Genomic DNA, 26,509 nt, shown 5'->3' with positions numbered 1-26,509 from the left:
ATTTGAAGTATTTTTTAGGTTGGTTAATTGTTCGTATTATGTTATACAAGCTCGGTTTTTGTTATTGCTACAATGTGAGCTTTAATATGTTTAATGATTTACTTCTCCCTATGTTTGATGATGAATATTATCCAGATATTCTCGTTGCCGAAGTTAAACAGTTGATTGAGCAGTTTGCTAAAAAAGTTGCGAAAGTGAATTCAGACTTTGATATTTACAAACTTGCGAAAGATACTGTATCTGAAATTAATGAAATGAAACCTCAATTTGAGGATTTAGATTCATCCTTAGATGATGCCGCTGCAGACTATATAGCGGAAGCGATGATGATGGTGGTTCAAGATGAGGGTTATCTTGAAATTGAACTTGAAGAGTTGGTATCTAATAGAGAGTGGTAATTCACTCTCTATTTTACCTTATATTTTATTCTGAGCCTGTTCATCCGAGATTTGTTCAAGTAGTTCCATTAAATGACATGTTTGATTTGGATATTCTTCATAAATACCTTCAACATCCATTAAGTATTGTCCATTATCTTCTGTAGCACTTGCAGTTAAATGCACCCAAAATTGAGGATGCTGTTGCAAAAGTTCTAGAACTCTTCGCTTGTCTTTTTGATGATTAAAACTCAGTTTAAATTTCGCATCAAAGGTTTGGCAGCTATGTAAATAAAGTTCGTTATTCTCTTGTACGATTGTTCCAGGAAAGAAGTCGTAAAATATTTCTGATGATTTTGTTTGCTCATGCTTGTTCGTTTGAGCAGTCAGAGAGTTTGATACAGTCAGTAGAATGAAGGTGAGGAAGAGATAGCTGAATAAATTTTTCATTTTCACCATAATATGATGCGCTTTAATTTATTTTCATTGTTTTAGGTATAAAAAAACCAGCATAAGCTGGAAGTTTTATTGCACCATTTTAACAAGTATTAAAATGGTGCCCGAGGCCAGACTCGAACTGGCACGCTTTGTGGGCGGGGGATTTTAAATCCCCTGTGTCTACCGATTTCACCACTCGGGCATGTGCGCAATAATAGAGGACGAAATAAAACTTGGCAAGTCTAAATCTTTTCAATTGCTTTAATTTCAAGCAATTCAGGGCTTAAATAATAAAATAAATGGGTTTTGTACTGATTTGATGGTGATTTAATCCCATTGTCATCTGTTTGAGATCAAGCCTTCATATTTGAGGGCTAGTGTTGCTTTAAAAATATTGGTCTGGCACAAAATGATGAAAACAAAAATTTCCCGTCGTGAATTGATTCAAAAGGCCTTAGCGGGTTTTGGTGCGGTGTCTTTACCGATTGGTTTAACGGCTTGTGGGGATGATCATGATACGGTGATGACTCCAAAGATCAATGTTGCTTTTTTACATGGTGTAGCCAGTGGTGATCCATTAAAAGATCGCGTGATTCTTTGGACACGAATAACACCTGATGATCTCAGTGCAAGATTGGAAGTGATTTGGGAAATTGCAACCGATCAAAACTTTAGCCAAATCATTAATACTGGAAAAGTAGAGACCACTCAAGCGCAGGATTTTACCGTTAAGGTAGATGCGGATTTATTAAAAGCTGACCAGCACTATTATTATCGTTTTATGTTTGGGGATGTGATTTCACCTGTAGGACGAACCAAGACCTTGGCGGAAACAACAACATCGGTAAAATTTGCAGTTTGTTCATGCTCAAATTATCCAGCTGGCTATTTTCATGTCTATAAGGAAATGGCAAAGCAAGATTTTGATGTGGTGATTCATCTGGGTGACTACATATACGAATATGGTGCTGATGGGTATGCAACGGAAGATGCTGTAAAACTAGGGCGTACTTTGGCACAAGACAATAGTGCTGAAATTGTTAAACTGGATGATTATCGCAAACGTTACGCTCTTTATAGAACCGATGTTGATCTACAAGCATTGCATCAACGTCATCCATTTATTGTGATTTGGGATGACCATGAGCTGACCAATGACACATGGCGAGAGGGTGCCGAAAACCATCAAGAGAATGAAGGAAATTTTGTTGACCGTAAATTGGCGGCATTACAAGCTTATTTTGAGTGGATGCCGATCCGTCCTGTCGCTGAAAATGATCATTTAAATATTTATCGTCAATTTGATTTTGGCAATCTCGTGCAATTAAGTATGCTGGATACACGTATTTTGGCACGTGATCAACAGTTGAATTATGCGAATTATATGACCGCCCAAGGCATGGACTTCCCCCGTTTTCAAACGGATTTAATCAGTCCTACACGTACCTTGATGGGATATACACAACGAGAATGGTTGGAGGGTAAATTAGCGCAATCTACGGCAACGTGGAATGTGCTTGGTCAACAAGTGTTAATGACTAAGATGATGATTCCAGCTGAGTTATTATTGTCTTTAGGTGCGGTAACCAGTGGTCAGGCAGATGCTGCCGCGCTGGCAGCGTTGAATGCTCAAATTACCGCTTTGGTGAAGTTAAAAATACGAATGTTGGCTGGTGATCAGACTTTAACAGATCAAGATCGTATTCGTTTAAAGACAGTTGCGCCGTATAATCTTGATGCTTGGGATGGTTATTATGCTGAGCGTGAAAAACTGTACGCAAAAGCAAAACAGCTTAATAAAAAATTGGTTGTATTGGCGGGTGATACCCATAATGCATGGCAATCGACTTTAAGAGATGTACAAGGTGATAAAGTTGGGGTGGAGTTGGCAACAAGTTCTGTGTCTTCTCCTGGTATGGAAAAATACTTAAATATTCCCATTGAGCAGCTACATGAATTTGAATTTGCATTTACAACGCTGATTGATGAGTTGGAATACACTAATTTAAATCAACGTGGATATATGAAAGTCAGTTTTACTGCAACTGAAATGACATCAGAATGGGTGTATATAAATACAATTAAAAATCAACAATATGAACTTGATAACGGTCGAAAACATTCACTAAATTTTGATTTAGATCTTAATTTAATACAGCCATTGTCTAAAAGTGCATAGTTTTTAAAAGTGAATCATTATTTAAAAGCGAATCATTATTTAAAAGTGGTTCATGGTCTAAAAGTTCACACTTGAAAGCTTTAAATTGTGTTTTGAAGTCCATAAATGAAATTTGGATAGGGATCATGTATCTCATTACATGATCTCATCTAAGTATTTATCTATATCAATGTGTTTGTGCGTCATACACAGTTTGTTTTCATAATTAATCAATTCTGTATGTAGGGATGCAATTTTGAGTTTAGTATTTAAAAGCTCAAGATATCGATCTGATGATTTTGACGTGAAGATGAGTTTAATGTTTATTTTGACGCATTGTTTATAAGTCCAATAACAAATACGACGAATCTCTTGAATATGTTGGTATTGCTGAGTTGTGGCGGTCTCTCTAAACATATTCTCTTTACAAAATTGAATAAAGCCAAAACGCATTGCAAAAAAGAATAGGACGCCTTGTATTAACCAATTTTCTATAAACAGGATATTTAAGGCTTGCAGTAAAATTAAAACAGTCAACTTTATGGGGGTGTTTTTTAACTGGGCATATAAAGAAACACTGCTGTGTTTAATTTGTTTTAAAACGATGGGTGAGATCAGCATGAACAACATCATAATCAGCAATGTGGAAATTGCACTGGCCTGAAAACCTTCAAAATTGGGTTGAATGAATGCTATCAGTTCCGATAAGGCGTAAGAGAGCGGAATGAAAATCGCTAAAGCAATGCCGAATGGAATAAACTCTTTCAGCTCATCCATTATGCCTTTGGTTTTCACTTGACCATATAGAATAAAATTTCTTGTAAATGCTATAGGGTGTTGCTGCTGTAGCTCTTTCAGATAATGTTCGGTGTGTTTAGTGCTGATCATGCAGTGTGGGATATTCAAAGAGTAGTTGTAATATATATGAAATATCGAATTTTAGGCATAAAAAAACCAGCATAAGCTGGAAATTTTATTGCACCATTTTAAGAAGTATTAAAATGGTGCCCGAGGCCAGACTCGAACTGGCACGCTTTGTGGGCGGGGGATTTTAAATCCCCTGTGTCTACCGATTTCACCACTCGGGCATTTTAACAAGATGGAGGCGGAGGTCGGAATCGAACCGGCGTACACGGAGTTGCAGTCCGCTGCATGACCACTCTGCCACCCCGCCATTGCTTGTTGATGCGTATATTAGCAAGCTCTGAAAAAAAAACAATAGGAGTCATTCATCAGATGTGCATAAAAACGGCATATAGGGAAAAATAATTAAAATAATCATGTATTATGTGCAAAATTGATTCATATCAACACTTGGAGATGTGCCGTGGCATTAGTTTTAGATGGTCGTGCATTGGCGAAGCAAATTGAAGCTGACTTGTTAATTCGCGTAGAAGCGTTAAAAGAAAAGACTGGTCGAACCCCAATTCTTGCAACTATTTTGGTAGGTGATGATGGTGCATCTGCAACTTATGTACGCATGAAGGGTAATGCTTGCCGTCGAGTGGGTATGGATTCATTAAAAATTGAGCTTTCAAAAGAAACCACGACTGAGCAGTTGTTGGCTGAAATTGAAAAATTGAATGCTAATCCAGATGTTCACGGGATTTTGTTACAACATCCAGTGCCTGCACAAATTGATGAACGCGCATGTTTTGATGCAATATCACTGGCTAAAGATGTCGATGGTGTGACTTGTCTAGGTTTTGGTCGTATGGCTATGGGCGAGGCAGCATACGGATCAGCGACTCCTGCAGGCATCATGACCATTTTAAAAGAAAATAAAATCGAAATTGCTGGAAAGCATGCTGTGGTTGTTGGGCGTTCAGCGATTTTAGGTAAACCAATGGCAGCAATGCTTTTGGAAGCGAATGCAACGGTTACGGTTTGTCATTCACGTACACAAAATCTTGCTGATTTCGTAAAACAAGCCGATATTATTGTCGGTGCTGTAGGTAAAGCCGAATTGATTCAGAAAGACTGGATTAAGCAAGGCGCAGTTGTGGTTGATGCCGGTTTCCATCCACGCGATGGTGGTGGAGTGGGTGATATTCAATTGGTGGGTATTGAAGATATCGCTTCTGCTTATACACCTGTTCCAGGTGGTGTGGGTCCAATGACGATTACCACGTTAATCCGTCAGACGGTTGAAGCCGCTGAGAAAGCTTTAGTTTAATTCCTCCAGTGTTCCTTCTCTCTCTGGGATGAGGAGCATGCCCCGCAAGGGGATGAGGGGAAACCTTTCTCTAAGCCTCTCTTGTGCTTTGCTTTAAAAGCAGTACTTTAAATCTCGCTCAAGAGAGGAAACTTTCATTAGAATTGAAAGTTTTTTAAATCAAAATTTGCATATATGAAAAATAAAATCCAATGAGCTGTACTTTTCAATTTCCTAAAGCACCAGAACATCTCATTAAAGCGTTGCATGATGTCATTCCGAATTGTGAGCTTTTGGCGCAAAAACTACCTGAAACACCAATTTCGTTGTGGTTGATTCCTCCCGTATTTCCCACAGATCGTCTTGATGATGAAGTCATTCGACGCATCTGGAATGATACGCCGTATTGGATTTTTTGCTGGGCATCTGGTCTTGCTATGGCACAGTGGCTGCTTGCTGAGCCACATCATGTGAAAGGCAAAGTGGTGCTGGATTTTGGTGCGGGCTCAGGTGTGGTCGCTATTGCTGCAAAAATGGCGGGGGCAAAACGCGTGATCTGTTGCGATATAGATCAGATCAGTCTAGAAGCTTGTGCTGCCAATGCAGAGCTGAATGATGTTGAACTAGAGTATTTAGAAGATTTGTATAAGGCTGAACAGGTTGATGTCTTGCTGGCTGCGGATGTGCTCTATGATCAATGTAATCGATTCTTTTTAGATGAATTCTTGAAATTTGCACCTGAAGTGTGGGTTGCGGATAGTCGAGTAAAAAACTTTAGTCATCCAAAATATCAAAAACTGGATGAACGTAGTGCCACAACATGGCCTGATTTGGATGAATCGCAAGAATTCAGAAATGTGAATTTTTATAAGACGCTATAATGAGCGTCTTATTTATTTTAAGTGCTTATAAAGCTCTTGGTTGTATCAAGAACAGGTGTAACGAACCACTTGTAATGAACTTGGTTTACTTTCCAAGGCTTGGCGTGTAGCAAAATCTTCATTACTGTTCAAGTTTGGTGTGTTTGAAAGTCCAAATGAAGTACGAGATTGGCCAAGTTTAATCGCTTCTTCACTTCTTAGTCCCAGTGAAGGATTCATGATTTCATTGGTACTAAGAATATTGATTTTATAAACTTGAGTGCTGTTAAGGGTCTTTTGGCAAGCGCGTTGTAATTTATTTTCATCTAGCTTGAGGTCTGCTCGACCTGCCAGTGTATAAGCCAGTGTCGCAGTATTTTCGCCTTGACTTTCAATTTGATAACCTGTCATTCCATTAAATTCACGGGGTGCGGTTTGACATGCTGTAAGTGCAACGGCGACTACACTGAATCCGATGAGGCTATATATTTTTTTCATCATTAAAACATCCTGACTGAGCTAAATTGAGTATGCCATAGCTCCGCTCATTTTTTACTGCTTAACAATGAAAAAAGCTTTTCAAATGTACGCGATTTGAAAAGCTAAAAACATGAAAAGCTAAAATATAAAAAAGGAAAATATGAAAAGCTGCGTCATGGCTTAATTGAATATGTTTTCTAATTGTCCGTGATCATGCTATGTTTTTTGGTGTCTTTCATAAAAATATACGTAATTAATGAAAGTCCAATCATGAAAGTGATGTAATAGAAGAAGTAATTTTCATGCCCCGCATTTTTAAAGCTCAAAGCCACCAGTTCAGCAGTACCACCAAATAAAGTGTTTGCAATTGCATAGGGGAGTGCAACACCTAAGGCGCGAATATGCGCAGGGAAGAGTTCTGCTTTAACCACAGCATTAATAGCGGTGTAACCAGTCACAATAACCATACCACTCATACACAGCATGAAGGCAGTGGTGGGATTTGTGGTTGAGCCTAAACCATTGAAGATCGGAATGGTAAATAAAACGCCCAATACACCAAAAGCGATCATAATTGGCTTACGACCAATTTTATCTGACAAAGCGCCTACAGCAGGTTGTAATAACATAAATATAAAAATGGCAGCGGTGGTGATTTCAGTTGCTGTAGTCTTTTCAAAGCCTGAAGTATTCACTAAGTATTTTTGTAGATACGTCGTGAAGGTATTAAACGCTAAAGTACCTCCCGCTGTGAGCATAATCACGGTGAATGCTTGTTTCGGATATTTGGTAAATAATGCAAGAGCACCCGATTGAGGGCCGCCATTTTTTGCTTGTTCTTGAGCTTGTTTGGAAGACTCTGTTTCAACTAAGCCACGACGAATCCAGAACACCACAATCGCAAGTAGCGCGCCAATCGCAAAAGGAATACGCCAGCCCCATTCTGATAACTGACTGTCAGTCAGCGTGCGTTGTAAAACAATCAAAACGCAAAGTGCGAGTAATTGTCCAGATATTAAGGTGACATACTGGAAGCTTGAGAAAAAACCACGATGATTTTTGCCCGCCATTTCAGTCAAGTAAGTCGCACTTGAGCCGTATTCACCACCGACGCTTAAACCTTGAAGCAAGCGAGCAAATAATAATAGGGCGGGTGCCAACATACCGACAGATTCATAGGTGGGCGCACAGGCAATAATCAGTGAGCCAATACACATGAGGGATACAGATATGGTTAAGCCAGCTTTACGTCCTTTACGGTCAGCATAAATACCCATAATCCATGCGCCAATCGGACGCATAAGAAAGCCGAGTGCGAAAACTGCTGCGGCTTGAAGTAATTTGACTGTGTCATCGCCTTCAGGGAAGAATTGAGATGCAAAATATAGTGTGAATGCAGCGTACACATACCAGTCATACCATTCAACCAAGTTACCAGCTGAACCACCGAGTATCGATTTGACACGCGTTTTCCGATCAAGTTGCGATGCTGCAACTTGAGGTGATGAACTTGACACAAACATTCTCCTAAAGAATGTTACTAAAATGCATCCTTTTAAATTCCATTGAGATAACGAAACTTAAAAAAATATATTTTATGATTGAGGGAGATGAATTGAGGGAGATAAAATGAATGCAGACGTTATACGCTTATCACTTCATATTTTTTATGCGACTTTAGTCGGTTGGAATTTTTTGATTAATTGAAATTATGATCAAAAAGCATCTTATTGCGGCATGATCATGGTTTATATTGTTTTATTGGTATTTATTCGTTGGGTTTTAAGCGTAAATTATTTCTTTTATAGATGTTAAATGTCTTAAAAACGAGGATTGAAAGTTAAATTTAAGTCATAAAAAAAGGTCACCGAAGTGACCTTTTTATTGAATTAAGACTTAAACAGCTTTAACTGCTTCAAGTAATTCATTTTGACGTATTTTAAGTGCAGCAGGTAAACGCTCACCTAATTTGTCAAATAATTCAGTGTGGCTTTCAAGTTCTTTAATCCACTGGTCTTTGTCTTGTGCAGTCACAAGATCAAATTGTTCTTTAGTGAAGTCAGAACCAGTCCAATTTAACTGTTCGTATGTTGGAACAAGGCCAATTGGTGTTTTAACGGCATCAGCACGACCTTCACAACGGTCAATGATCCACTCAAGAACACGCATGTTTTGACCGAAACCAGGCCACACGAAGTTGCCTTCAGCATCACGGCGGAACCAGTTTACATTGTAGATACCTGGAAGTTTGTTGCCCGCAGCTTCAGCTTTAGTCGCAAGATCTTCACCCATATCTAACCAATGTGTGAAGTAATCAGCCATGTTGTAACCCGCAAATGGAAGCATTGCGAATGGATCACGACGAACGACACCTTGTTGACCGACAGCAGCAGTCGTTTCAGAACCCATAGTTGCAGCTTTATAAACGCCATCTACCCAATCAAATGCTTCAGAAATCAATGGCACTGTGTCTGCACGACGACCACCAAAAATGAATGCAGAAATTGGCACGCCTGCTGGATTTTCCCAGTCAGCGTCAATTGAAGGGCATTGACCAGCAGCTACAGTGAAGCGAGCATTTGGATGCGCAGCTTTTTCTTCGCCAGTGTGTGGTTGGCCTTTCCAGTTGGTTAGGTTAGCAGGCGCTTCTTTGGTTAAACCTTCCCACCACACTTCACCGTTATCAGTCACAGCAACGTTGGTGTAAATTACGTCTTTAGTCAAAGTCGCCATGCAGTTCGGGTTAGTCTTGGTATTTGTACCAGGTGCAACACCGAAGAAACCAGCTTCAGGATTGATTGCATATAAGCGACCATCTTCACCTGGTTTGATCCAAGCAATATCGTCACCTACAGTTTCAATTTTCCAACCTTCATATCCAGCTGGTGGAATCAACATTGCAAAGTTGGTTTTACCACAAGCAGAAGGGAAAGCAGCTGCGATGTAGTGTTTTTCACCTTTAGGATTCGTCACGCCAAGGATCAGCATATGTTCAGCTAACCAGCCTTGTTGACGACCCATTGATGAAGCAATACGTAAAGCTAGGCATTTTTTACCCAACAATGCATTACCACCATAACCAGAACCGTAAGACCAAATTTCACGCGTCTCAGGGTAATGAACGATATATTTTTCTGGGTTGCAAGGCCAAGCAACATCTTTCTCGCCTTCAGCAAGTGGAGCACCCACTGTATGTACACATGGTACAAATTCACCATCAGTACCTAAAACGTCATAAACAGCTTTACCCATACGAGCCATTTTTGACATGCTAACTGCTACATAAGGAGAGTCAGTCAATTCGATACCAATATGTGCAATATGAGAACCTAAAGGACCCATAGAGAACGGAACAACATATAAAGTACGACCAGCCATTGCACCGTCAAACAAACCGTTCAAGCGTGTACGCATTTCTGCAGGTGCTTCCCAGTTATTGGTTGCGCCAGCATCATCTTTGTTTTCAGAACAAATATAAGTGCGGCCTTCAACACGAGCAACGTCAGAAGGATCAGAATTCGCTAAATAAGAACCAGGATGAGTTTCTGGGTTCAGCGTTTGCATTGTGCCGTTAGCGATCATCAAGTTAATATAACGTTGATATTCTTCTTCGCTTCCGTCACACCATTCAATTTTCGCTGGTTTTGTTAATTTTGCAATTTCTTCAACCCATGCAATAAGCTTGGGATGACGAACGAATTCTGGTGCGTTCACTTGGGTCATGGTGAGGCCTATATCAAAAGTGTACAATGTGCGTACAAATAGCAATCCAGATACTGGATGACAATATCTAGATTTAAGTATGAAAAAAGTGGCTGTATTAAAGCATATTTTCATAAAAAAAATAAGACTAAAGGCTAAAAACAATCAAAGCTTATGTGTGGTTGTATCTTATTGAATAAAATAAAAAAAACAGATGTATTGGTTGTTTTTTAAATACATGTATTTTATAAATGTTCAGTATTTATATTATAAATGTTATTCTAAATTATAGGTTTATTTCACATAAATGAATCAAATGAATGATTGGAATATTGAATAAGCCTAATCCGAATTTTACATAAATGAGCTATTAATTGCTTAGAGATTAGACGAAATTAGTGTAATTACTTTAACTTCATCAAATAAATGAATAGATCGCTCAAGCCATTGTCCATGATTTATAATGAGAAATCTGGATTTCATGCAACTAAAAATGACAAAATTTATGAACAGTTGATGACCAAATGGTCGGATTATGGATTTGAGATTCAAGTTTTTGATATTGGTTCAGAAGCTAATTTTAAAGTTCTCATGGACAAAGTTAAAGCGAGACATAAGCTTTATGACAATATCGGAGTAATCGTTGCAGCGGGTGGTGATGGCACTTTAAATGCAGTGGCTTCTGAATTATTGCATCAAGAAATACCTTTGGGTGTATTGCCATTAGGAACTTTTAATTATGTTGCGCGGGTATTAAATATTCCTTTGGATATCATTCAAGCTGCGGATGTTATTGCGACAGGAGAGTCACGATCATCACATGTGGCTCGGATTAATGATCGTATTTATCTGAATAATGCTAGTTTAGGTCTTTATCCTTTATTTATAAAAAAACGGGAACTTTATAATCGTAAATTTGGTCGTTTTCCTTTACATGCTTATACATCAGGTTTAGATGTGCTCATACGAGATCGTAAAGAGCTTAAACTGGAAATTGAAGTCAATCAGCAGAAATACCCAGTAAAAACCTCCTTAATATTTTTTGGCAATAATCAGCTTCAGTTACAGGAAATGAATTTAAAAATTGCCAAATGTGCTGAAATAGGTGAGGTTGCAGGAGTCGTCTTAGCCAGAAGCGATAAAATGAGTTTATTTAAAACCTTATTTCAGTTGATTCGAGGGCAATTGGAAAATGCAGCAGATGTTTATAGTTTTAGCGGAGAAAAAGTTACGGTGTATTCAAAAAAAGCCAAGTTAACCGTTGCCATTGATGGTGAAATTACTGAAATCGCGACACCTTTAAAATTTAATGTCGATAAAAATGCATTAAAAATCATGGTTCCTTATGCTTCTACATCTGTCTGATTTACATTTCGGTACTGAAAAAATTGAATGCATAGATGCTATTCAACGATTTTGTTTGCAACATCAGCCAGAAGCGGTCGTTGTAAGTGGTGATCTCACGCAACGTGCTCGTTATGAACAATTTTATCAATGTAAAAAATTTTTAGAGGGTTTGAATCTACCTTATTTGGTGGTGCCCGGTAATCATGATATTCCGCTTTATAATGTCTGGAACCGTATTTTTAGTCCATTTGCACGATATCGTTTATTTTTTGGAAGAATGGAAGAAACCTTAGAAACGGAGCACTTTTATATTATTGGTATTAATAGTATACGTCGTCGTCACCATACCAAAGGTCATATCTCAATTGAACAAATTCAGAGGATTGATGGCTTATTGAAGTCAGCGCCGACCAAAAAAATTAAAATAATTGCTGCACATCAACCTTTTTATACACCACCAGATAATGATCATGGCGTGAAAGACTGTCCAATATTAGGTCGTATGGCCTTGGAGAATTGGAGTCAGAGTGGATTGAATGCTTTGGTACATGGCCACTTACACCAATCGGCTGTATATGATTTAAATCAAATATATCAATTAGGTGCTTCTCATCCAATCCTTGAGATCCATGCAGGTACGGCAACATCCTATCGACTACATGAAGGTTTGCCGAATAGCTTTAATCTCATTTTGAATAATCAAGATGTGAGGCACTATTATTATTCAGATGAGCAGCAAGATTTTGTACTGAGTGAGTTGTTATAAAATTTCAAATATAAATTGAAATAAATGTAGGGTTTAGATTAAAAAAAATACAAAAAAATAACTTTTTTTATTTTTTGCCCTTGAAGCCTTTTTTTCCATCCCCACAACAGTGTCATCGAAATCAATTTTTTGATGATGATCGATGTAATAACGAAATCATCATCTATTTACTAATAAAGACATAGTCTGATGGAGTTTCAAATGAGCAGCATTCGTCCTTTACATGATAACGTTGTGATTCGCCGAGTTGAGAAGGAAACTAAAACTGCCGGTGGTTTAATTTTAAGTACTTCAGCAGCAGAACAACCTGCTCAAGGTGAGATCATTGCTGTAGGTAATGGCAAAATCACAGATAACGGTGTTCGTGCTTTAGATGTAAAAGTTGGCGATACAGTATTGTTTGGTACATTTGCAGGTACAAAAGTAAAAGTTGATGGTGAAGAACTTCTAGTGATGAAAGAGTCTGATATTTTAGCGGTTTTAGAAGCTTAAGCTTCAAACGCATTTGACTTTTCAGAACCATATTATTGTTCAAAATTTAAAAATTTTCGGAGCTAAACATGTCAGCTAAAGATGTAAAATTTGGTGATTCAGCACGTACAAAAATGATTGCTGGTGTAAATATTCTTGCAGATGCAGTGAAAGTAACGTTAGGACCTAAAGGTCGTAACGTTGTAATCGATCGTTCTTTTGGTTCTCCACATATCACGAAAGACGGTGTAACGGTTGCGAAAGAAATTACTCTAAAAGATAAATTTGAAAACATGGGCGCACAATTGGTTCGTGAAGTGTCTTCAAAAACCAATGACATCGCTGGTGATGGTACAACGACTGCGACTGTACTTGCTCAAGCAATCTTGAACGAAGGTATCAAATCAGTGACTGCGGGTATGAACCCAATGGACTTGAAACGTGGTATCGATTTAGCGGTTAAAGCTGTTGTTGCAAATATTAAAGAAACAGCTAAACCTGCATCTGATACTAAAGCGATTGAACAAGTCGGTTCAATTTCTGCAAACTCTGACACGACTGTAGGTAAACTTATTGCTCAAGCAATGGAAAAAGTCGGTAAAGAAGGTGTGATTACAGTTGAAGAAGGTTCAGGCTTTGAAGATTCTTTAGATGTCGTTGAAGGTATGCAGTTTGATCGTGGTTATATCAGCCCGTATTTTGCTAACAAACAAGACACTTTAACAGCTGAGCTTGAAAATCCATTCATCTTGCTTGTAGACAAAAAAATCAGCAACATTCGTGAATTGATTGCAGTATTAGAAGCTGTTGCTAAAACAGGTAAGCCACTACTTATTATCGCTGAAGATATTGAAGGCGAGGCACTTGCTACACTTGTTGTAAACAACATGCGCGGCATTATCAAAGTATGTGCAGTAAAAGCACCTGGTTTTGGTGATCGTCGTAAAGCAATGCTACAAGACATCGCGATCTTAACAGGTGCAACGGTTATTTCTGAAGAAGTAGGCATGACTTTAGAGAAAGCAGATATCCAAGATTTAGGTACTGCGCATAAAGTAACGATTTCTAAAGAAAATACAGTGATTGTGGATGGTGCAGGTAATGCAACTCAAATTGCAGACCGTGTTCAACAGATCCGTGCTCAAATCGAAGAGTCATCTTCTGAATACGACAAAGAAAAACTTCAAGAACGAGTAGCTAAATTAGCAGGCGGCGTTGCAGTTATCAAAATTGGTGCAGCAACTGAAGTTGAAATGAAAGAGAAGAAAGACCGTGTTGACGATGCGCTACATGCAACGCGTGCTGCAGTAGAAGAGGGTGTTGTTGCTGGTGGTGGTGTTGCGTTAGTACGAGCAGCAAAAGTGCTTGATGGTGTGGTTGGTGCGAACGATGACCAAAATGTAGGTATCAATATTTTACGCCGTGCGATTGAAGCACCTCTTCGTCAAATTGTTTCTAACTCAGGTGATGAGCCTTCAGTTGTGATCAATGCTGTGAAAAAAGGTGAAGGTAACTTCGGTTATAACGCAGCGACTGGTGAATATGGTGATATGCTTGAAATGGGTATTCTAGATCCAGCTAAAGTAACGCGTTCAGCACTTGAACATGCCGCTTCGGTTGCGGGTCTGATGTTGACTACTGAATGTATGATTACAGACATTCCAGAAGATAAACCTGCTATGCCTGATATGGGTGGAATGGGTGGTATGGGCGGTATGATGTAAGTCATCATTTAAGCCAATAAAAAAACCCTGCTTATGCAGGGTTTTTTATGGGATTAATTTATTCAGGAAGTAAAATAAGCAACCATGTGAAAAATATAATCGCTAGTGAGAAAAATTGTGCGGCACTTCCCATATCTTTGGCATTTTTAGAAAGCGGATGTTTCTCTAAAGATACGCGGTCAACCACAGCTTCAATTGCTGAGTTAAATAATTCAACAAAAATCGCCAAAAAGCAGACAGCGATCATAAGTGCTTGCTCGACTCGCGAAATATCGACAATAAAAGTGATGGGAATAAGCATAAGGTTCATAAATACAACTTGGCGAAAAGCTGCTTCATGTTTATATGCAGAATTAAATCTAGCCAATGAATACTCAGTTGCATTCACAATACGTTTAATTCTCGTTTTACCCTTTAATTCAGAATATTCTTGCATAACATTATCTTATTGAAATATCAGCGCAAAATACTACAAAAAATTTAAATGAAAATTAAATTTATAAATATTATTAAACTAATTGTATTACATATGAAAAGAAAAAAATGAAAGCATAACTAATCACAAGAGTTTTTGATTATTTTTATATATAAATGAGTCACTTGATAAATTGTTTTATATTTAAATCATGCCTTATAAGCTATTAATTATATCATTTCAGTATTTTATTCATCATATCACTGCCTGGTTGCGTCTTTTTGAGGAAGAATAAGAATTATCAGCACTATTCATATGAAATTTAAAGATTTATTGCTTATATTGTGCTTTTGTTGAATACTAAATTATAAATAAATCTTTTAAATAATAAATATTTAGATAACTGGGGGTGCGAATGATTTCAGATCATGAAAACCAAATTATCGGATTGATTTATGACGCTGCAATTAATCCTTACTTATGGAAAAATGTACTTGAAGAAATATGTATATATACGGGAAGCTCAACCTCTATATATACCTACATGGATCAACTTAATCCTAAGCAGAATTTTGTGGTCGCACATAATATTTCTGAAAAAGAACTCATTACTTATGCTGAAGAAAATTTAGATGTAATTGACATGCGAATTCATGGAGATAGCATGAAGCAAAAAGGGGTTGGGCAGCCTTATACGATCGATTGTAGTTCTTATGAATTTATGCCGAATTCAGATGAGCTAAAATTCTTTGAGAAATGTTTAAAACCTTCAAATATTTGCTATTTAAATGGTGTGTTGCTCGATTATGGACCTTATAAGTGGGCCGTTATTGCTGTACATCGACCAAACACAGCAAGTCGCTATCAACAAAATGAATTAATTAAACTTGAGCGAATTGCAAAACACCTGCGTCGATCATTACAGATTTATAGACATTATCATCAGGTTCAAGCAGAAAATAATGACTATTACAAATTATTTAATCAACTTGATGTGGGGGTGATTTTATTAAATGCACAAGCTGAATTGTATTTTATTAATGATATCGCCCAGCAAGTTTTACTTGACTCAAAAGAGCTATGGATAGATCAAAAGAACAACTTAAAAACATCAGCTTCGTATCAGGTTCGATTAGATCAGTTAATCGAAAGCTGTTTAAATAAATCATCTGTCAAAATCAACGATAAACAAGAACAGGGCGGTGTTATGGGAATTTCAATACCGAATCATGCACAACCCATCATGCTGACTATTTTCCCTTTAACCGATGATCACTCTTCAGAATTAAATCAAATTGCAAGACAAAAAGTCGTCGCTATTTTTATATCGAAACCCAGTGAAAAGAAAATAATTCCTTCTGGCATATTAAAAGATTTATTTTCCTTATCTCCACGTGAGGTCGAAATTTGTGATCTATTTTTAAATGGATCTGATTTTGAAAAGTTAGCAGAGCATTGCAGTATTACCATGAGTTCATTAAGAACTTATATGAAAATTATTTATTCAAAAACGGGATGTAATTCTCAAACAGAATTATTAAGACTATTGCATGGACTTACTCAAAACTTTAAACATATTGAATAGTAAGAAGCCCAATACATATATTGGGCTTCTTAGTATTTAGAGATCAATAATGAAATTATTGAATACGATTTAAAGAAAAAGGTTCTTCATTTGGAATTGTAAAAGTTACTGTATTTGACTGTAAACTTACAGGTAGATTGATATTTAAGAAGTCAGAAATTCCAGCACACCCATTCGTATCAATGATAATACTTTTTACTTTGAAGCCATTATTGATAAGCTCATAAGTACCATATTCAATACCTGGCCCTCCACACGATTCGTGATCTTCTTCAGAAAGATCACCGATAGGGTCGAGTAGATAATAGGTGTTATTCGGGAAAAATACGAAGATTTGCGAACCAGAAGTATTTTTCCATGCACCCTGCAATTGATTAGGTGTGCTGGTTATCCTACTAAAGAATGCAAATTCATCTGGATTTTCTTTTTCACTAATTTTTAAATTTTGACCATCATAGCTAATATTAAAAATAAGATTTTGTGACGAGTTAGGATCTGTAAGTCCCCAATCTGAATTGGTGTCAATAGATGACGTCGCACTAAGCTCTCCTGTTAAAGGATTCCAATCGAGTACACCTACCTCAATGCCATTACCTTCATTGTCTGATTCATTTGGAATGCTTTCACCCATCATATAATGACCATTTTCCTGAATATTGAGCACAATTTCAGATTGATCATCAATTTCAGTTCTTGAAAATGTCCATGTTCCAGCAATATCTTTAAAAAATGCTTGTTTAAAGTTATCTTGAGCTTGATCAGAATCGACGACGGTCCGTTGTTCAAATCCAGGTATTTGATTTAACGTATTTTGTAATGCGCTACTAAAGTCAGTTGTCGAACTGCTAAAATCAACTTGAGTATTATTTAAGGTATTAATAACAGTCTCAGAAATTTGAATACCATCGCTATGATCGTTGTTCTGATCTAATGATTGTAAAAATATGAGTAAATTTAATCGACTTTGTTCATTGTCCGCTAACTCCAAGGGGGTGATTCGCTCTGATGCGATCACTTCACCCAAAAGGACTTGACCCAGACTGAACCTCACAGTATCGCCTTCTAAGTATTCAAACTCACCTTGAGCATTGGTTTGTTTGGTTATTCCATTAATTGAATAGCTCACACCACTCACAGGTCCGTCAGTGAGTACGCCAATTTTAGTATTCGATGTTGGTGGAGTTACTGTTGGATTATCATTTGAGCTATCACTTCCACAAGCCGTTAGCAAACCACATATCGATAATGCATAAATTATTTTTTTCACTTCCATGTCCCCCAAAATATGTTGACTTCATCAATATAAGTAAATAAAAATGGATCAGGTATCCCTATATGAGGAGGGTATATTTATTTCTTGTTCTATTTTTTGAAAATTTAGAATAAGGAGTCCGTGTATTGATCTAAGATTAAAAATTAGAGTTTGTTGACATTTTTTAATGTAAAACAATGAATAATAAAAATTAAGGGAAAAGTTAAATTCTTGACTAGCGATGCTTTGTATAATCTATATGAATCAATATTTGTTAAAAGCTTAAATTCAATTAGCTGTTGATGCATTTGGAATTCTTATTTAATTTATGATTACCGATGACACAATACATAGTCTGAAAATGGCACCAGACTTTATACATAGTCTGAAAATGGCACCAGACTTTATTGACTGTTTGGATTTTAAGAAACAACAAAAGTGAGCATATCAATATTATGACTCCTCACTATCTAGTCAGAGAGTAGAGAGAGTAGTTAGATAATAGAAAACACATAAATTAAAGCAAAAATTCTTAAGAAGTCTAACGTTCTGTCTAGTCATTGATATAAGAGTTAGTCATTGATTTCATTCATACGTCTTTATTCACATAGCATACTCAGCATAGTATTTTCTCATCTTTTTTAGTTAGTACGATAAACTGTCAACAAAGCATAAAAAAGAGAGCCCGTAGGCTCTCTTTTTTACTTAAAATCTATTTATCTTATAAAAAATAAGAATAGAAATTTAGTTTTTAATTTTATATGCCATAACGCTGTCACCTAAGGTTGTGCCCAATGAACCATGGCCACCTGCAGCAAGAACAACATATTGTGCGTTATCTTTACCGATGAACGTAGAAGGCGTTGCTTGACCGCCCGCAGGAAGTTCAGTTTCCCAAAGTTTATCACCTGTATTGATGTCGTAAGCACGGAAGAAATTATCCGCTGTTGCGCCTTGGAATACTACGCCACCTTTAGTGGTTAAAGTACCGCCATGCGCCAACATACCCATATTGAAACCAATTGGGAAACGACCTGGTAAGAACGTTGTTTTCAAGTTTTTAGTATTACCAATACGACGCATCCATTCAGTTTTACCTGTTTTAAGATCGACTGCCGCTAAACGACCCCAAGGTGGAGCGTTACATGGAATACCTAAGCCAGAAGCAAAATGCTTGATTTTGGTTGCATACTGGCCTTCAAAATTCTCGTTCCAGTAAGGCGTGCCTTCTTTGGTGAATAAACGTGTTTCTTCAGTCTCTGGAGTACGTTTGATAAGCGTATAGATATATGCCAAACGCACAGGAGAACCGATTAAGATTTGACGCTCTGGATCAATGGATACTGAACCCCAGTTAAATACACCAATATTACCTGGGAAGATCACTGAGCCTTGTTCAGTTGCAGGTGTCCAAGGATTACCGTCATAGCGGCTTTCTTTAAACTCAATACGACATTGAATTTGGTCAAATGGGGTAATTCCCCACATAGATGCTTCAGTCAATGTCTCAGGCATGAAGTTCAATGCAGATTTTGGTTGAGTTGGTGCGTATTGCTCACCGATTTTACCTTCAGTAGATACTTTTACTTGCTCAACTGGATAAACAGGTTCGCCTGTTAAACGGTTCAACACGAAAATGTTACCGACTTTAGTTGGAAGAATGATTGCAGGTGCTTTTGTACCTTTGTAATCAATATCTAACAACGAAGGTTGTGATGGATTATCACGATCCCATAGGTCGTTATATGAAGTTTGGAAACTCCATTTTAACTTACCTGTTTTAAGATCAAGTGCAACCAACGAGTCACGGAATTTTTCATTGTTACTCGTTAAGTCACGATCAAGACCTAATAAGTCAGGTGAGCCATTACCAAATGGAATATAAACTAAACCATTTTTTGTGTCAGCTGTGAATGTAGACCATGCTACAGGACTGTCATATGGATAGATTTGACCTTCAGCCAATGGTGCAGTCATATCAGGATTGGTAGGATCAAAGTTCCAAACTAAATCACCAGTCATGACATTATAAGCACGGATTACACCAGATGGATTTCCAGTTGCATAACCGTTGTCCATGGTTGAACCACCAACAATAATTAAATTATCAGCAATCAGTGGTACAGCTGTTTGCATATAAACATGTGGTAATACTTTACCCATGCCTTTCATTAAATCAACTGAGCCATTTTCACCAAAACCAGAACACAATTTACCCGTGTCGGCATCTAATGCGATCAGTTTTGGATTGGTTGCAGTCGTTGTAATAATACGTTTACTACACTCTTGTACAACAGGAGCTGGTGCTGCGACAGTAGTTGCAACCACAGGCGCAGTTTTTGTTGCATTCGCATCAAAGTAACTTACACCACGACATGTTTGATGTTGTTGTAAGTATGAACCTTCGCGTTTATGGATGTATTTCCATTTAACTTTACCAGTTTCAGGCTCTAAAGCATGAATTTGGTTGTTTGGAGTACAGAGGTATAAAGTGTTATTCACTTTAAGCGGGGTTGCTTGGAATGTGTATTCAGAAGCATCTACTTCTGGATCACGAACGTCACCTGTGTGATATTCCCATGCAAGCTCAAGATCTTTAACATTTGTTGCGTTAATTTGATCTAATTTTGAATAACGAAGTGCATTTTCACCACCACCGTATGCCGCCCAATCTTGGTCAGCAACAGCATCATTTGATGCTTCAGCAGTATTGGTAATATTGCCTTTTTCACGAATTGAATCATGAAATAACAAGCCAAATACAATCACGATCATGATACCGACAGTTCCACCTAAAAAAGGATGAAACTTACGATTTTCAGATGCTGGTGTTGTAGAGGCAGCTTTAAATAAAGGTTTGACGATAAATGGTAATGATAACCAGAAACCAATAAATGCAAAAATAGCACCACGTGGTATCCATTGCCATTTATCTAAACCAACTTCAGCTAAAATCCAAATCAGAATGGCCCACATCACCACTGCATAGAAAGTGAGGACAATTTTTTTCTGAAGAAATAATAAAACTGCTGTAATGAGTAGTGCAATACTGATGATAAAGTAGGCTGAACTACCGCCAACCATCAGTAATTTGACACTCATATACATTAAAGCAAGAGCGAATATTGCAATAACAATACTCGTGATTTTGTTTAACATATTCGATTTCTCTGTTATGGTTTTGATTAAACTTTAGTCCATTTTTGGAAGGAAAAATGGATTAAATGATTAACCAGCAATAATTTCGATAATTTTAAAAGCCAAAACATGAATCCTGCTGATCGCTAAACATTGAGAACTTGAATTTTTCCCAATATAAACTTATTAGCAGATAATTCATTTTGACCCAACAGAACGTTTATTGATAAATTGAATTCCAGTTGCGCAAAAGACATGAAATTTTCTATTTTGCTGAATTCGGCTATTTCAAATAAACGTTAAAACATGTCAATCGGACATTATTGATTCAAAGGCTTTAGTGCTATAAAACCTTTTTTATTTAAAAAATTCATCAGTTTAAATATTTTGAGATATTCAATAATGACCGATTAGCGTCAGTATTCAAATGATAAACTTATGTGATAAATTTATCACGGGGAGATAAAGTAAACACATTATAAAGTATTTATATAAGAAAAAATGCATTAATTATCATTTTTTGTCATTTGATATCAAAATTTCTTGTAATATATAAAGCCTCAAATATCTTTTGTATTTTTAATTTAAGACTAAAAATTGTCTTTATCTTAGGATTATTCCATGAATCTCTCTTATTCTCTACGGATGACGATCATCTGTAGTGCTGTACTCATGTGTCAAAATTCAATTGCAAATGAGCCTTGGTCGCAAGATCGACAATGGTTATTGGGTGACTGGAATGGCAATCGTCAAGCATTGTTAGATCAAGGTTATAAATTTAATACTTCAATTATTACCGAAAGTGCAACCAATGTAGATGGTGGTTATAATGATGATAATAAACTTCTACATGCCTATACGTTGACACTCGGTACAGCGCTCGATTTAGAAAAAATAGCAGGTTGGAAAGACACTGAAGCCAGTGTGGTGATTACTAAACGTGATGGTCAATCTTTGTCTGGGCAACGTATTGCTGATCCACGTGCAGGACATTTTAGTAATACACAAGAAACTTACGGTCGTGGTCAAAACTGGCGTTTAACACAAGCATGGATCAAGAAAGGCTTTATGGAGAATACCCTGCAAGTTAAAGCAGGTCGTATGGGACTCAATGAAGACTTTGGTGGTAGTCAGTGTGAATTCCAAAACTTACTTCTTTGCGGTAATCAGGTCGGTAAAACCAACGGAAGTATCTGGTACAACTTCCCTGTATCAGGTTGGGCTGCCAATGTGAAATATCAGTTTGCACCAGAGTGGTCGGTTGCAACGGGTTTATATGAAATCAATCCAGAAAATATGCTTGAAAATCGTGGTTTCAACTTAATGATGGATGAAACTTCAGGTGCGATTATTCCACTTGAGGTCGTTTGGAAGCCAAAACTGAACGATTTAGCAGGAGAATATAAACTCGGTGGTTTTTATGCCAATGTAGATGTTACTGATGTTAAAAATAACGAAGAACATCAAAGAAAACATGGTATCTGGGCAGGCGCACAACAGCAGTTAACCGCGCGTGATGGCGATAAAAACCGTGGTCTATTTGCCTCAGTAAGCTTGGTAGTAAATGATAAGAGCACTGCGCAAGTTGAAGCAACGCAACAGCTTGCCGTTTGGTACAAGGGGCCATTTGATAGCCGTCCAAAAGACTCAATCGGTCTTGGTATCATTCATTTAGATGTCAACGATCGAGTTCGTGATGCACAGAACTTAAAAAATGAATTGAATGGTTTAACGGTGAGTGATTATAGCAATAGCTTATATCAGCCGATTCAACATAACGAAGTTAACGTTGAATTGAACTATACCTATCGTTGGTCGCCTGCAGTGATGTTCCGTCCAAATATTCAGTATATTTTCCAACCAGGTGGTGTAAAAGAAGTGGATAATGCCTGGGTTGCTGGTCTAACTATGCAGTTAAATTTCTAATTTAGATAAAACTATCTGATTCATATCAATTTATATTGATGAGAATGGATTACATTTTGACTTTAAAATCTACTTGATTAAGGGATTTTGTTATCACCTAAGGTGGGTGTTAAAGTCATTATGTAATCATGACTCAAGATGAAACGATCATTTTTTAAATTATATTAAAATTTAAGCTAGTCGTATTATCAAGTTGATTTCTAAACCCTTTTATCAGCTTATATTTTTAGATGAAAAAATTCAGTAATGATCTAAAGAAGATGTTGTATCTGTTTAGGTCATCATGAACTTAAAATTTGTCTTAAATCTTTGTCTTTAAACATTATCTTTAAACAGTGTCGTAATACTTGTCTAAATGCTAATCAAATAATACCTGATGGTTTTAAAGCCATTTAATGAGTGGATTATCCGATACCATTTAAAGCTTTATTCAGTAATTCATGCTGGCGCATTGAGGAATTAAAAGGGATCGATTGATATTAGTCTTGAGTCATATATATCTTTCAAAAGTCATTATTCACAGCAGACACTCATCAAGATTATTTCTTCATCCTAATCTTTTACCAAAGCGGGAAGGGATTACTCAATATCAATAAAAAAGTATGATTTGAATCTTTATTTTATTTGTATTTTAAAGAAAAAGAGTGAAGAAATAATATCGTTCCAACCATCGACAAGCTCACTTATAGTATGATTTGCTTAAACAACGTCTTAACAATATTTTTTAAATTCCTAAACCCTAATCTTAAATAGAATTAAATTTAGCGTATTAACTTCGCTTAAATAGAATTAAATTGAATGAGAGTGAAAATGAAAGCCTTATTTTTAGCAGCGATGTTTGGTCTTGGTGCTGTACAAACATTACATTCTGCTGAAGCGATACCATCAACAGTTATGGCAAATCCAAGTCAAACTGGTTTTTATGTTTATACATTCGGACCATATAAAATTGTGGCATTGCTGGATGGTTATTTAGAGATTGAGCGTGAATCATTTAATAAAAATATTACAAATGAAGAAAGATTGATTTTACTGGATCAATTCGGGATTCAATCAGCACTTAAAACCCCTGTAAATGCATTCTTAATCGACGATGGTCAATCCGTGATGTTAATTGACAGTGGAGCCGCGAGCTGTTTTGGAGAAAAACTAGGTTCAACCGCAGAGCAGATTGAGGCCGCGGGTTATAATTTAAATACAATAAATACTGTGTTTTTGACGCATCTCCAACCAGATCATGTTTGTGGAATCAGTAAAGCAGGTAAAGCCGTATTTCCATATGCATCAGTCTATGTTCATGAAGATGAAGAAAAATATTGGTTAGAGCCAAATGCCATTTCGAAAATCCCTTTGAGTTCACAAGAAAATTTTAAATCAACGCTCGCTCAAATATCACAAGCTATTGCGCCGTATAAGCAATTTATGAGTTTTCGTACATTTAAAGATGGGTCAGTAATTAATGGTATAGAGGTCGTCAATTCAGCAGGCCATACACCCGGACATCGAAGTTTTAAATTGCGTAGTTCTGATCAAGAGTTATTGTTTTTGGGTGATGTGGCACATTCGTACCAATTACAATTTGAGCAGCCAAAATTTTCAGTCGACTTTGATGTCGATGCGCAGCAAGCCGCTCAAACACGCTTAGATATTTTTAATAAAGTTGCACAGAATAAAACATTGGTGGCTGCTGCTCATATGCCATTTCCGGGTATCGGTCATATTCAGAAAAATAATGCTTCTCAATTTAAGTGGATTGCTGTAGGTTCTCCTGTGACTCCTGTGACTCCTGTGACTCCTGTGACTCCTGTGACTCCTGTGACTCCTGTGACTCCTGTGACTCCTGTGACTCCTGTGACTCCTGTGACTCCTGTGACTCCTGTGACTCCTGTGACTCCTGTGACTCCTGTGACTCCTGTGACTCCTGTGACTCCTGTGACTCCTGTGACTCCTGTGACTCCTGTGACTCCTGTGACTCCTGTGACTCCTGTGACTCCTGTGACTCCTGTGACTCCTGTGACTCCTGTGACTCCTGTGACTCCTGTGACTCCTGTGACTCCTGTGACTCCTGTGACTCCTGTGACTCCTGTGACTCCTGTGACTCCTGTGACTCCTGTGACTCCTGTGACTCCTGTGACTCCTGTGACTCCTGTGACTCCTGTGACTCCTGTGACTCCTGTGACTGTGATCCAAGATCAAGAGCAGCCAGTAGAACCAAAACTATCAGAACATGAACAAGCTCAAGAAGTGATTCAACCTGCTTTAGTCATAAAAAAAGAATTAAAAGCTGAAAGTAAATTATCAAATACTTCAGTACCTGCAATGACGATACCGCTTGCAGATGCACCAGTCGTTAAAGCCCAGCCGATTCCACGGAACTAAAAATTTAGGCATAAAAAAGGCTCAAAATGAGCCTTTTTTATGCCTATTTGTGTGTGTTAATGGATGAATGTGATGAAATAAAATATTAAGGAGTCGCTTTTGATTCTTTTAAATATTCATTTAATGCTTTGCGACCCAATGCAGGATCATCGGTAAAGACACCATCAACACCGGCCTTGAAGAATATCTTCATTTCAGCGATTGCACCAGTTTCACATTTTTCTTCAGGTTTATTGCTGCAATCTAAGTAGTCAGGCAAAAACTCATTTTCAGGACGTAAAGTATAAGGATGAACTTTGAGTCCTGCTGCATGGGCATCTTTCACAAATGAGGTTGGCGTAGCAGGAAGGGTGTTTGGAACAATATAGGTTTTGCTTGGACCCACACCATCTGCATATTTCGATACGGCTACAAGACCTTGAGGTGTTGCCATTTGACCGTAATTAACAGAAGAATTTTGTAGAACACCATCTGCTGGAATTTCGGTTTTACCGCTGTAAAGTTGGATGACTTTTGCATGTTTAATGGTTTTAAGCTGATCCAGTTGTTGACGAATATATTTGAGATTATTGACTTCAAAAGATTGTAAATATACAGGGGCAATATCTCGGCTATATGGATGTTTAGCGAGCGTATCGAGCAAAGTATTTTCAAGTGGCAGATTTAAATTTTGAAAATAACTTGGATGTTTGGTTTCGATGTATAAGCCAATCACTTTGCCTGTCTTAACATAATGACTTTGAGCAAGATCAAGTATTTCTACTAAGGTCGGTATATCAAATTGATCATTATATTGAGTATTGGCTGGGCGGATTTTTGGAATACGTTCTCTCGCTTTAAGTTGTTTCAACTCAGCGAGACTAAAGTCCTCAGTAAACCAACCTCTGTAACTTATCCCATCAATTATTTTTGTTTTTTCACGATCAGCAAATTGGGCGAGCGTGCTGACATTGGTGGTTCCACCAATTTCATTTTCATGACGTGCCACCAAAAAACCATCTTTTGTTGAAACTAAATCAGGTTCTATAAAGTCTGCACCATCATCAATGGCTTTTTGATATGCAGCCAACGTATGTTCAGGTCTTAAGGCACTTGCTCCGCGGTGACCGATAATTAAAATTTTAGGTTCTTCAACTTGAGGTGGCGTAGAAATAAAGTTATTGTCATCATCACTATTGCAGGCTGTGAGTGAAAGTAAAATACTGCTTGAAAGGAAGATTTTTTTTATCATCAGATACTCAATTTTTATAAGTTAAAAGGGCTATTCATCTTTAAAATTGGCCTTGTTTTTATTGCTGAAAACCATCATGCGATATGAAATAAAAACAATAGCGAG

At 37.4% G+C, this 26,509-nt stretch carries 20 protein-coding genes and 3 tRNA genes; 11 read left to right on the top strand and 12 right to left on the bottom strand.

Annotation, left to right across the window (positions count from 1 at the left end):
- Positions 1-86: 86 nt before the first annotated feature.
- Entirely contained in the window at positions 87-398 is a 312-nt protein-coding gene (locus tag V5M36_RS11160; RefSeq protein WP_338558976.1) for a DUF5713 family protein, read from the top strand.
- A gap of 18 nt (positions 399-416) precedes the next feature.
- Here V5M36_RS11160 and V5M36_RS11155 read toward each other — a convergent pair whose 3' ends face one another.
- Positions 417-827 carry a hypothetical protein gene (locus V5M36_RS11155; RefSeq protein WP_338558974.1) on the bottom strand — a complete coding sequence of 137 codons (411 nt, stop codon included), beginning with the start codon at positions 825-827 and terminating at the stop codon, positions 417-419.
- Positions 828-931: 104 nt separating this feature from the next.
- A tRNA-Leu gene (locus V5M36_RS11150) sits at positions 932-1,017 on the bottom strand.
- Between the two features lie 210 nt (positions 1,018-1,227).
- Between V5M36_RS11150 and V5M36_RS11145 the strand changes: the two genes are divergently transcribed.
- On the top strand, positions 1,228-2,994 hold the full coding sequence (locus V5M36_RS11145) for an alkaline phosphatase D family protein (protein ID WP_338564168.1): 1,767 nt from the start codon (positions 1,228-1,230) through the stop codon (positions 2,992-2,994).
- 135 nt (positions 2,995-3,129) lie between these two features.
- Here the strand turns inward: V5M36_RS11145 and V5M36_RS11140 are convergent, their stop codons facing one another.
- The 3 genes from V5M36_RS11140 to V5M36_RS11130 form a co-directional block, all read right to left on the bottom strand.
- Positions 3,130-3,861, bottom strand: coding sequence for a hypothetical protein (locus V5M36_RS11140; protein ID WP_338558972.1), 732 nt, complete (start codon positions 3,859-3,861; stop codon positions 3,130-3,132).
- Positions 3,862-3,975: 114 nt separating this feature from the next.
- A tRNA-Leu gene (locus tag V5M36_RS11135) sits at positions 3,976-4,061 on the bottom strand.
- 12 nt (positions 4,062-4,073) lie between these two features.
- A tRNA-Cys gene (locus V5M36_RS11130) sits at positions 4,074-4,147 on the bottom strand.
- Positions 4,148-4,300: 153 nt separating this feature from the next.
- Here V5M36_RS11130 and folD point away from each other — a divergent pair.
- Positions 4,301-5,149 carry a bifunctional methylenetetrahydrofolate dehydrogenase/methenyltetrahydrofolate cyclohydrolase FolD gene (folD, locus tag V5M36_RS11125; RefSeq protein WP_338558970.1) on the top strand — a complete coding sequence of 283 codons (849 nt, stop codon included), beginning with the start codon at positions 4,301-4,303 and terminating at the stop codon, positions 5,147-5,149.
- A 191-nt stretch (positions 5,150-5,340) separates the two neighbouring features.
- On the top strand, positions 5,341-6,009 hold the full coding sequence (locus V5M36_RS11120) for a class I SAM-dependent methyltransferase (protein ID WP_338558968.1): 669 nt from the start codon (positions 5,341-5,343) through the stop codon (positions 6,007-6,009).
- 45 nt (positions 6,010-6,054) lie between these two features.
- Here V5M36_RS11120 and V5M36_RS11115 read toward each other — a convergent pair whose 3' ends face one another.
- The 3 genes from V5M36_RS11115 to V5M36_RS11105 all read right to left on the bottom strand — a co-directional run bounded on the left by V5M36_RS11115 (position 6,055) and on the right by V5M36_RS11105 (position 10,191).
- Positions 6,055-6,486: a hypothetical protein gene (locus V5M36_RS11115; RefSeq protein ID WP_338564165.1), complete on the bottom strand. Its 432-nt coding sequence runs from the start codon at positions 6,484-6,486 to the stop codon at positions 6,055-6,057.
- Between the two features lie 179 nt (positions 6,487-6,665).
- A complete protein-coding gene (locus tag V5M36_RS11110) occupies positions 6,666-7,985 on the bottom strand; it encodes an MFS transporter (protein WP_338558965.1) in 1,320 nt (439 codons plus the stop codon).
- A 379-nt stretch (positions 7,986-8,364) separates the two neighbouring features.
- Positions 8,365-10,191, bottom strand: a complete 1,827-nt coding sequence (locus V5M36_RS11105) for a phosphoenolpyruvate carboxykinase (GTP) (RefSeq protein WP_338558963.1) — start codon at positions 10,189-10,191, stop codon at positions 8,365-8,367.
- A 405-nt stretch (positions 10,192-10,596) separates the two neighbouring features.
- On the opposite strand from V5M36_RS11105, the gene V5M36_RS11100 reads away from it, so the two are divergent.
- The 4 genes from V5M36_RS11100 (at position 10,597) to groL (ending at position 14,478) form a co-directional block, all read left to right on the top strand.
- Positions 10,597-11,535, top strand: coding sequence for a diacylglycerol/lipid kinase family protein (locus V5M36_RS11100; protein ID WP_338558961.1), 939 nt, complete (start codon positions 10,597-10,599; stop codon positions 11,533-11,535).
- Positions 11,516-12,283, top strand: coding sequence for a metallophosphoesterase family protein (locus tag V5M36_RS11095; RefSeq protein WP_338558959.1), 768 nt, complete (start codon positions 11,516-11,518; stop codon positions 12,281-12,283). Before V5M36_RS11100 ends, V5M36_RS11095 begins: the two co-directional genes overlap by 20 nt.
- Positions 12,284-12,484: 201 nt before the next feature.
- The gene (locus V5M36_RS11090; RefSeq protein WP_338558958.1) at positions 12,485-12,775 is read left to right on the top strand and encodes a co-chaperone GroES; all 291 of its coding nucleotides are present in this window, start codon (positions 12,485-12,487) and stop codon (positions 12,773-12,775) included.
- Between the two features lie 68 nt (positions 12,776-12,843).
- Positions 12,844-14,478 carry a chaperonin GroEL gene (gene groL, locus V5M36_RS11085; RefSeq protein ID WP_338558956.1) on the top strand — a complete coding sequence of 545 codons (1,635 nt, stop codon included), beginning with the start codon at positions 12,844-12,846 and terminating at the stop codon, positions 14,476-14,478.
- A gap of 58 nt (positions 14,479-14,536) precedes the next feature.
- On the opposite strand, the gene V5M36_RS11080 is transcribed toward groL, so the two are convergent.
- Entirely contained in the window at positions 14,537-14,914 is a 378-nt protein-coding gene (locus V5M36_RS11080) for a diacylglycerol kinase (protein ID WP_338558954.1), read from the bottom strand.
- Between the two features lie 394 nt (positions 14,915-15,308).
- On the opposite strand from V5M36_RS11080, the gene V5M36_RS11075 reads away from it, so the two are divergent.
- Positions 15,309-16,478, top strand: coding sequence for a helix-turn-helix transcriptional regulator (locus V5M36_RS11075; protein ID WP_338558952.1), 1,170 nt, complete (start codon positions 15,309-15,311; stop codon positions 16,476-16,478).
- 55 nt (positions 16,479-16,533) lie between these two features.
- Here V5M36_RS11075 and V5M36_RS11070 read toward each other — a convergent pair whose 3' ends face one another.
- Together V5M36_RS11070 and V5M36_RS11065 are read right to left on the bottom strand one after the other, a co-directional pair.
- Complete coding sequence (locus tag V5M36_RS11070) at positions 16,534-17,745, bottom strand: hypothetical protein (RefSeq protein ID WP_338558950.1); 1,212 nt, start codon at positions 17,743-17,745, stop codon at positions 16,534-16,536.
- A gap of 729 nt (positions 17,746-18,474) precedes the next feature.
- Positions 18,475-20,889: a membrane-bound PQQ-dependent dehydrogenase, glucose/quinate/shikimate family gene (locus tag V5M36_RS11065; protein WP_338558948.1), complete on the bottom strand. Its 2,415-nt coding sequence runs from the start codon at positions 20,887-20,889 to the stop codon at positions 18,475-18,477.
- Positions 20,890-21,489: 600 nt separating this feature from the next.
- Between V5M36_RS11065 and V5M36_RS11060 the strand changes: the two genes are divergently transcribed.
- Together V5M36_RS11060 and V5M36_RS11055 are read left to right on the top strand one after the other, a co-directional pair.
- Positions 21,490-22,794 carry a carbohydrate porin gene (locus V5M36_RS11060; protein ID WP_338558946.1) on the top strand — a complete coding sequence of 435 codons (1,305 nt, stop codon included), beginning with the start codon at positions 21,490-21,492 and terminating at the stop codon, positions 22,792-22,794.
- A gap of 810 nt (positions 22,795-23,604) precedes the next feature.
- Positions 23,605-25,173: an MBL fold metallo-hydrolase gene (locus tag V5M36_RS11055; protein WP_338558943.1), complete on the top strand. Its 1,569-nt coding sequence runs from the start codon at positions 23,605-23,607 to the stop codon at positions 25,171-25,173.
- 85 nt (positions 25,174-25,258) lie between these two features.
- On the opposite strand, the gene V5M36_RS11050 is transcribed toward V5M36_RS11055, so the two are convergent.
- Positions 25,259-26,404 carry a glycerophosphodiester phosphodiesterase gene (locus V5M36_RS11050; RefSeq protein WP_338558940.1) on the bottom strand — a complete coding sequence of 382 codons (1,146 nt, stop codon included), beginning with the start codon at positions 26,402-26,404 and terminating at the stop codon, positions 25,259-25,261.
- Between the last annotated feature and the right edge of the window lie 105 nt (positions 26,405-26,509).

Origin of the sequence: Acinetobacter sp. KS-LM10 (assembly GCF_036896575.1) — a bacterium.
GTDB lineage: Bacteria > Pseudomonadota > Gammaproteobacteria > Pseudomonadales > Moraxellaceae > Acinetobacter > Acinetobacter avistercoris.
This window is presented reverse-complemented; position numbering and strand designations above follow the sequence as displayed.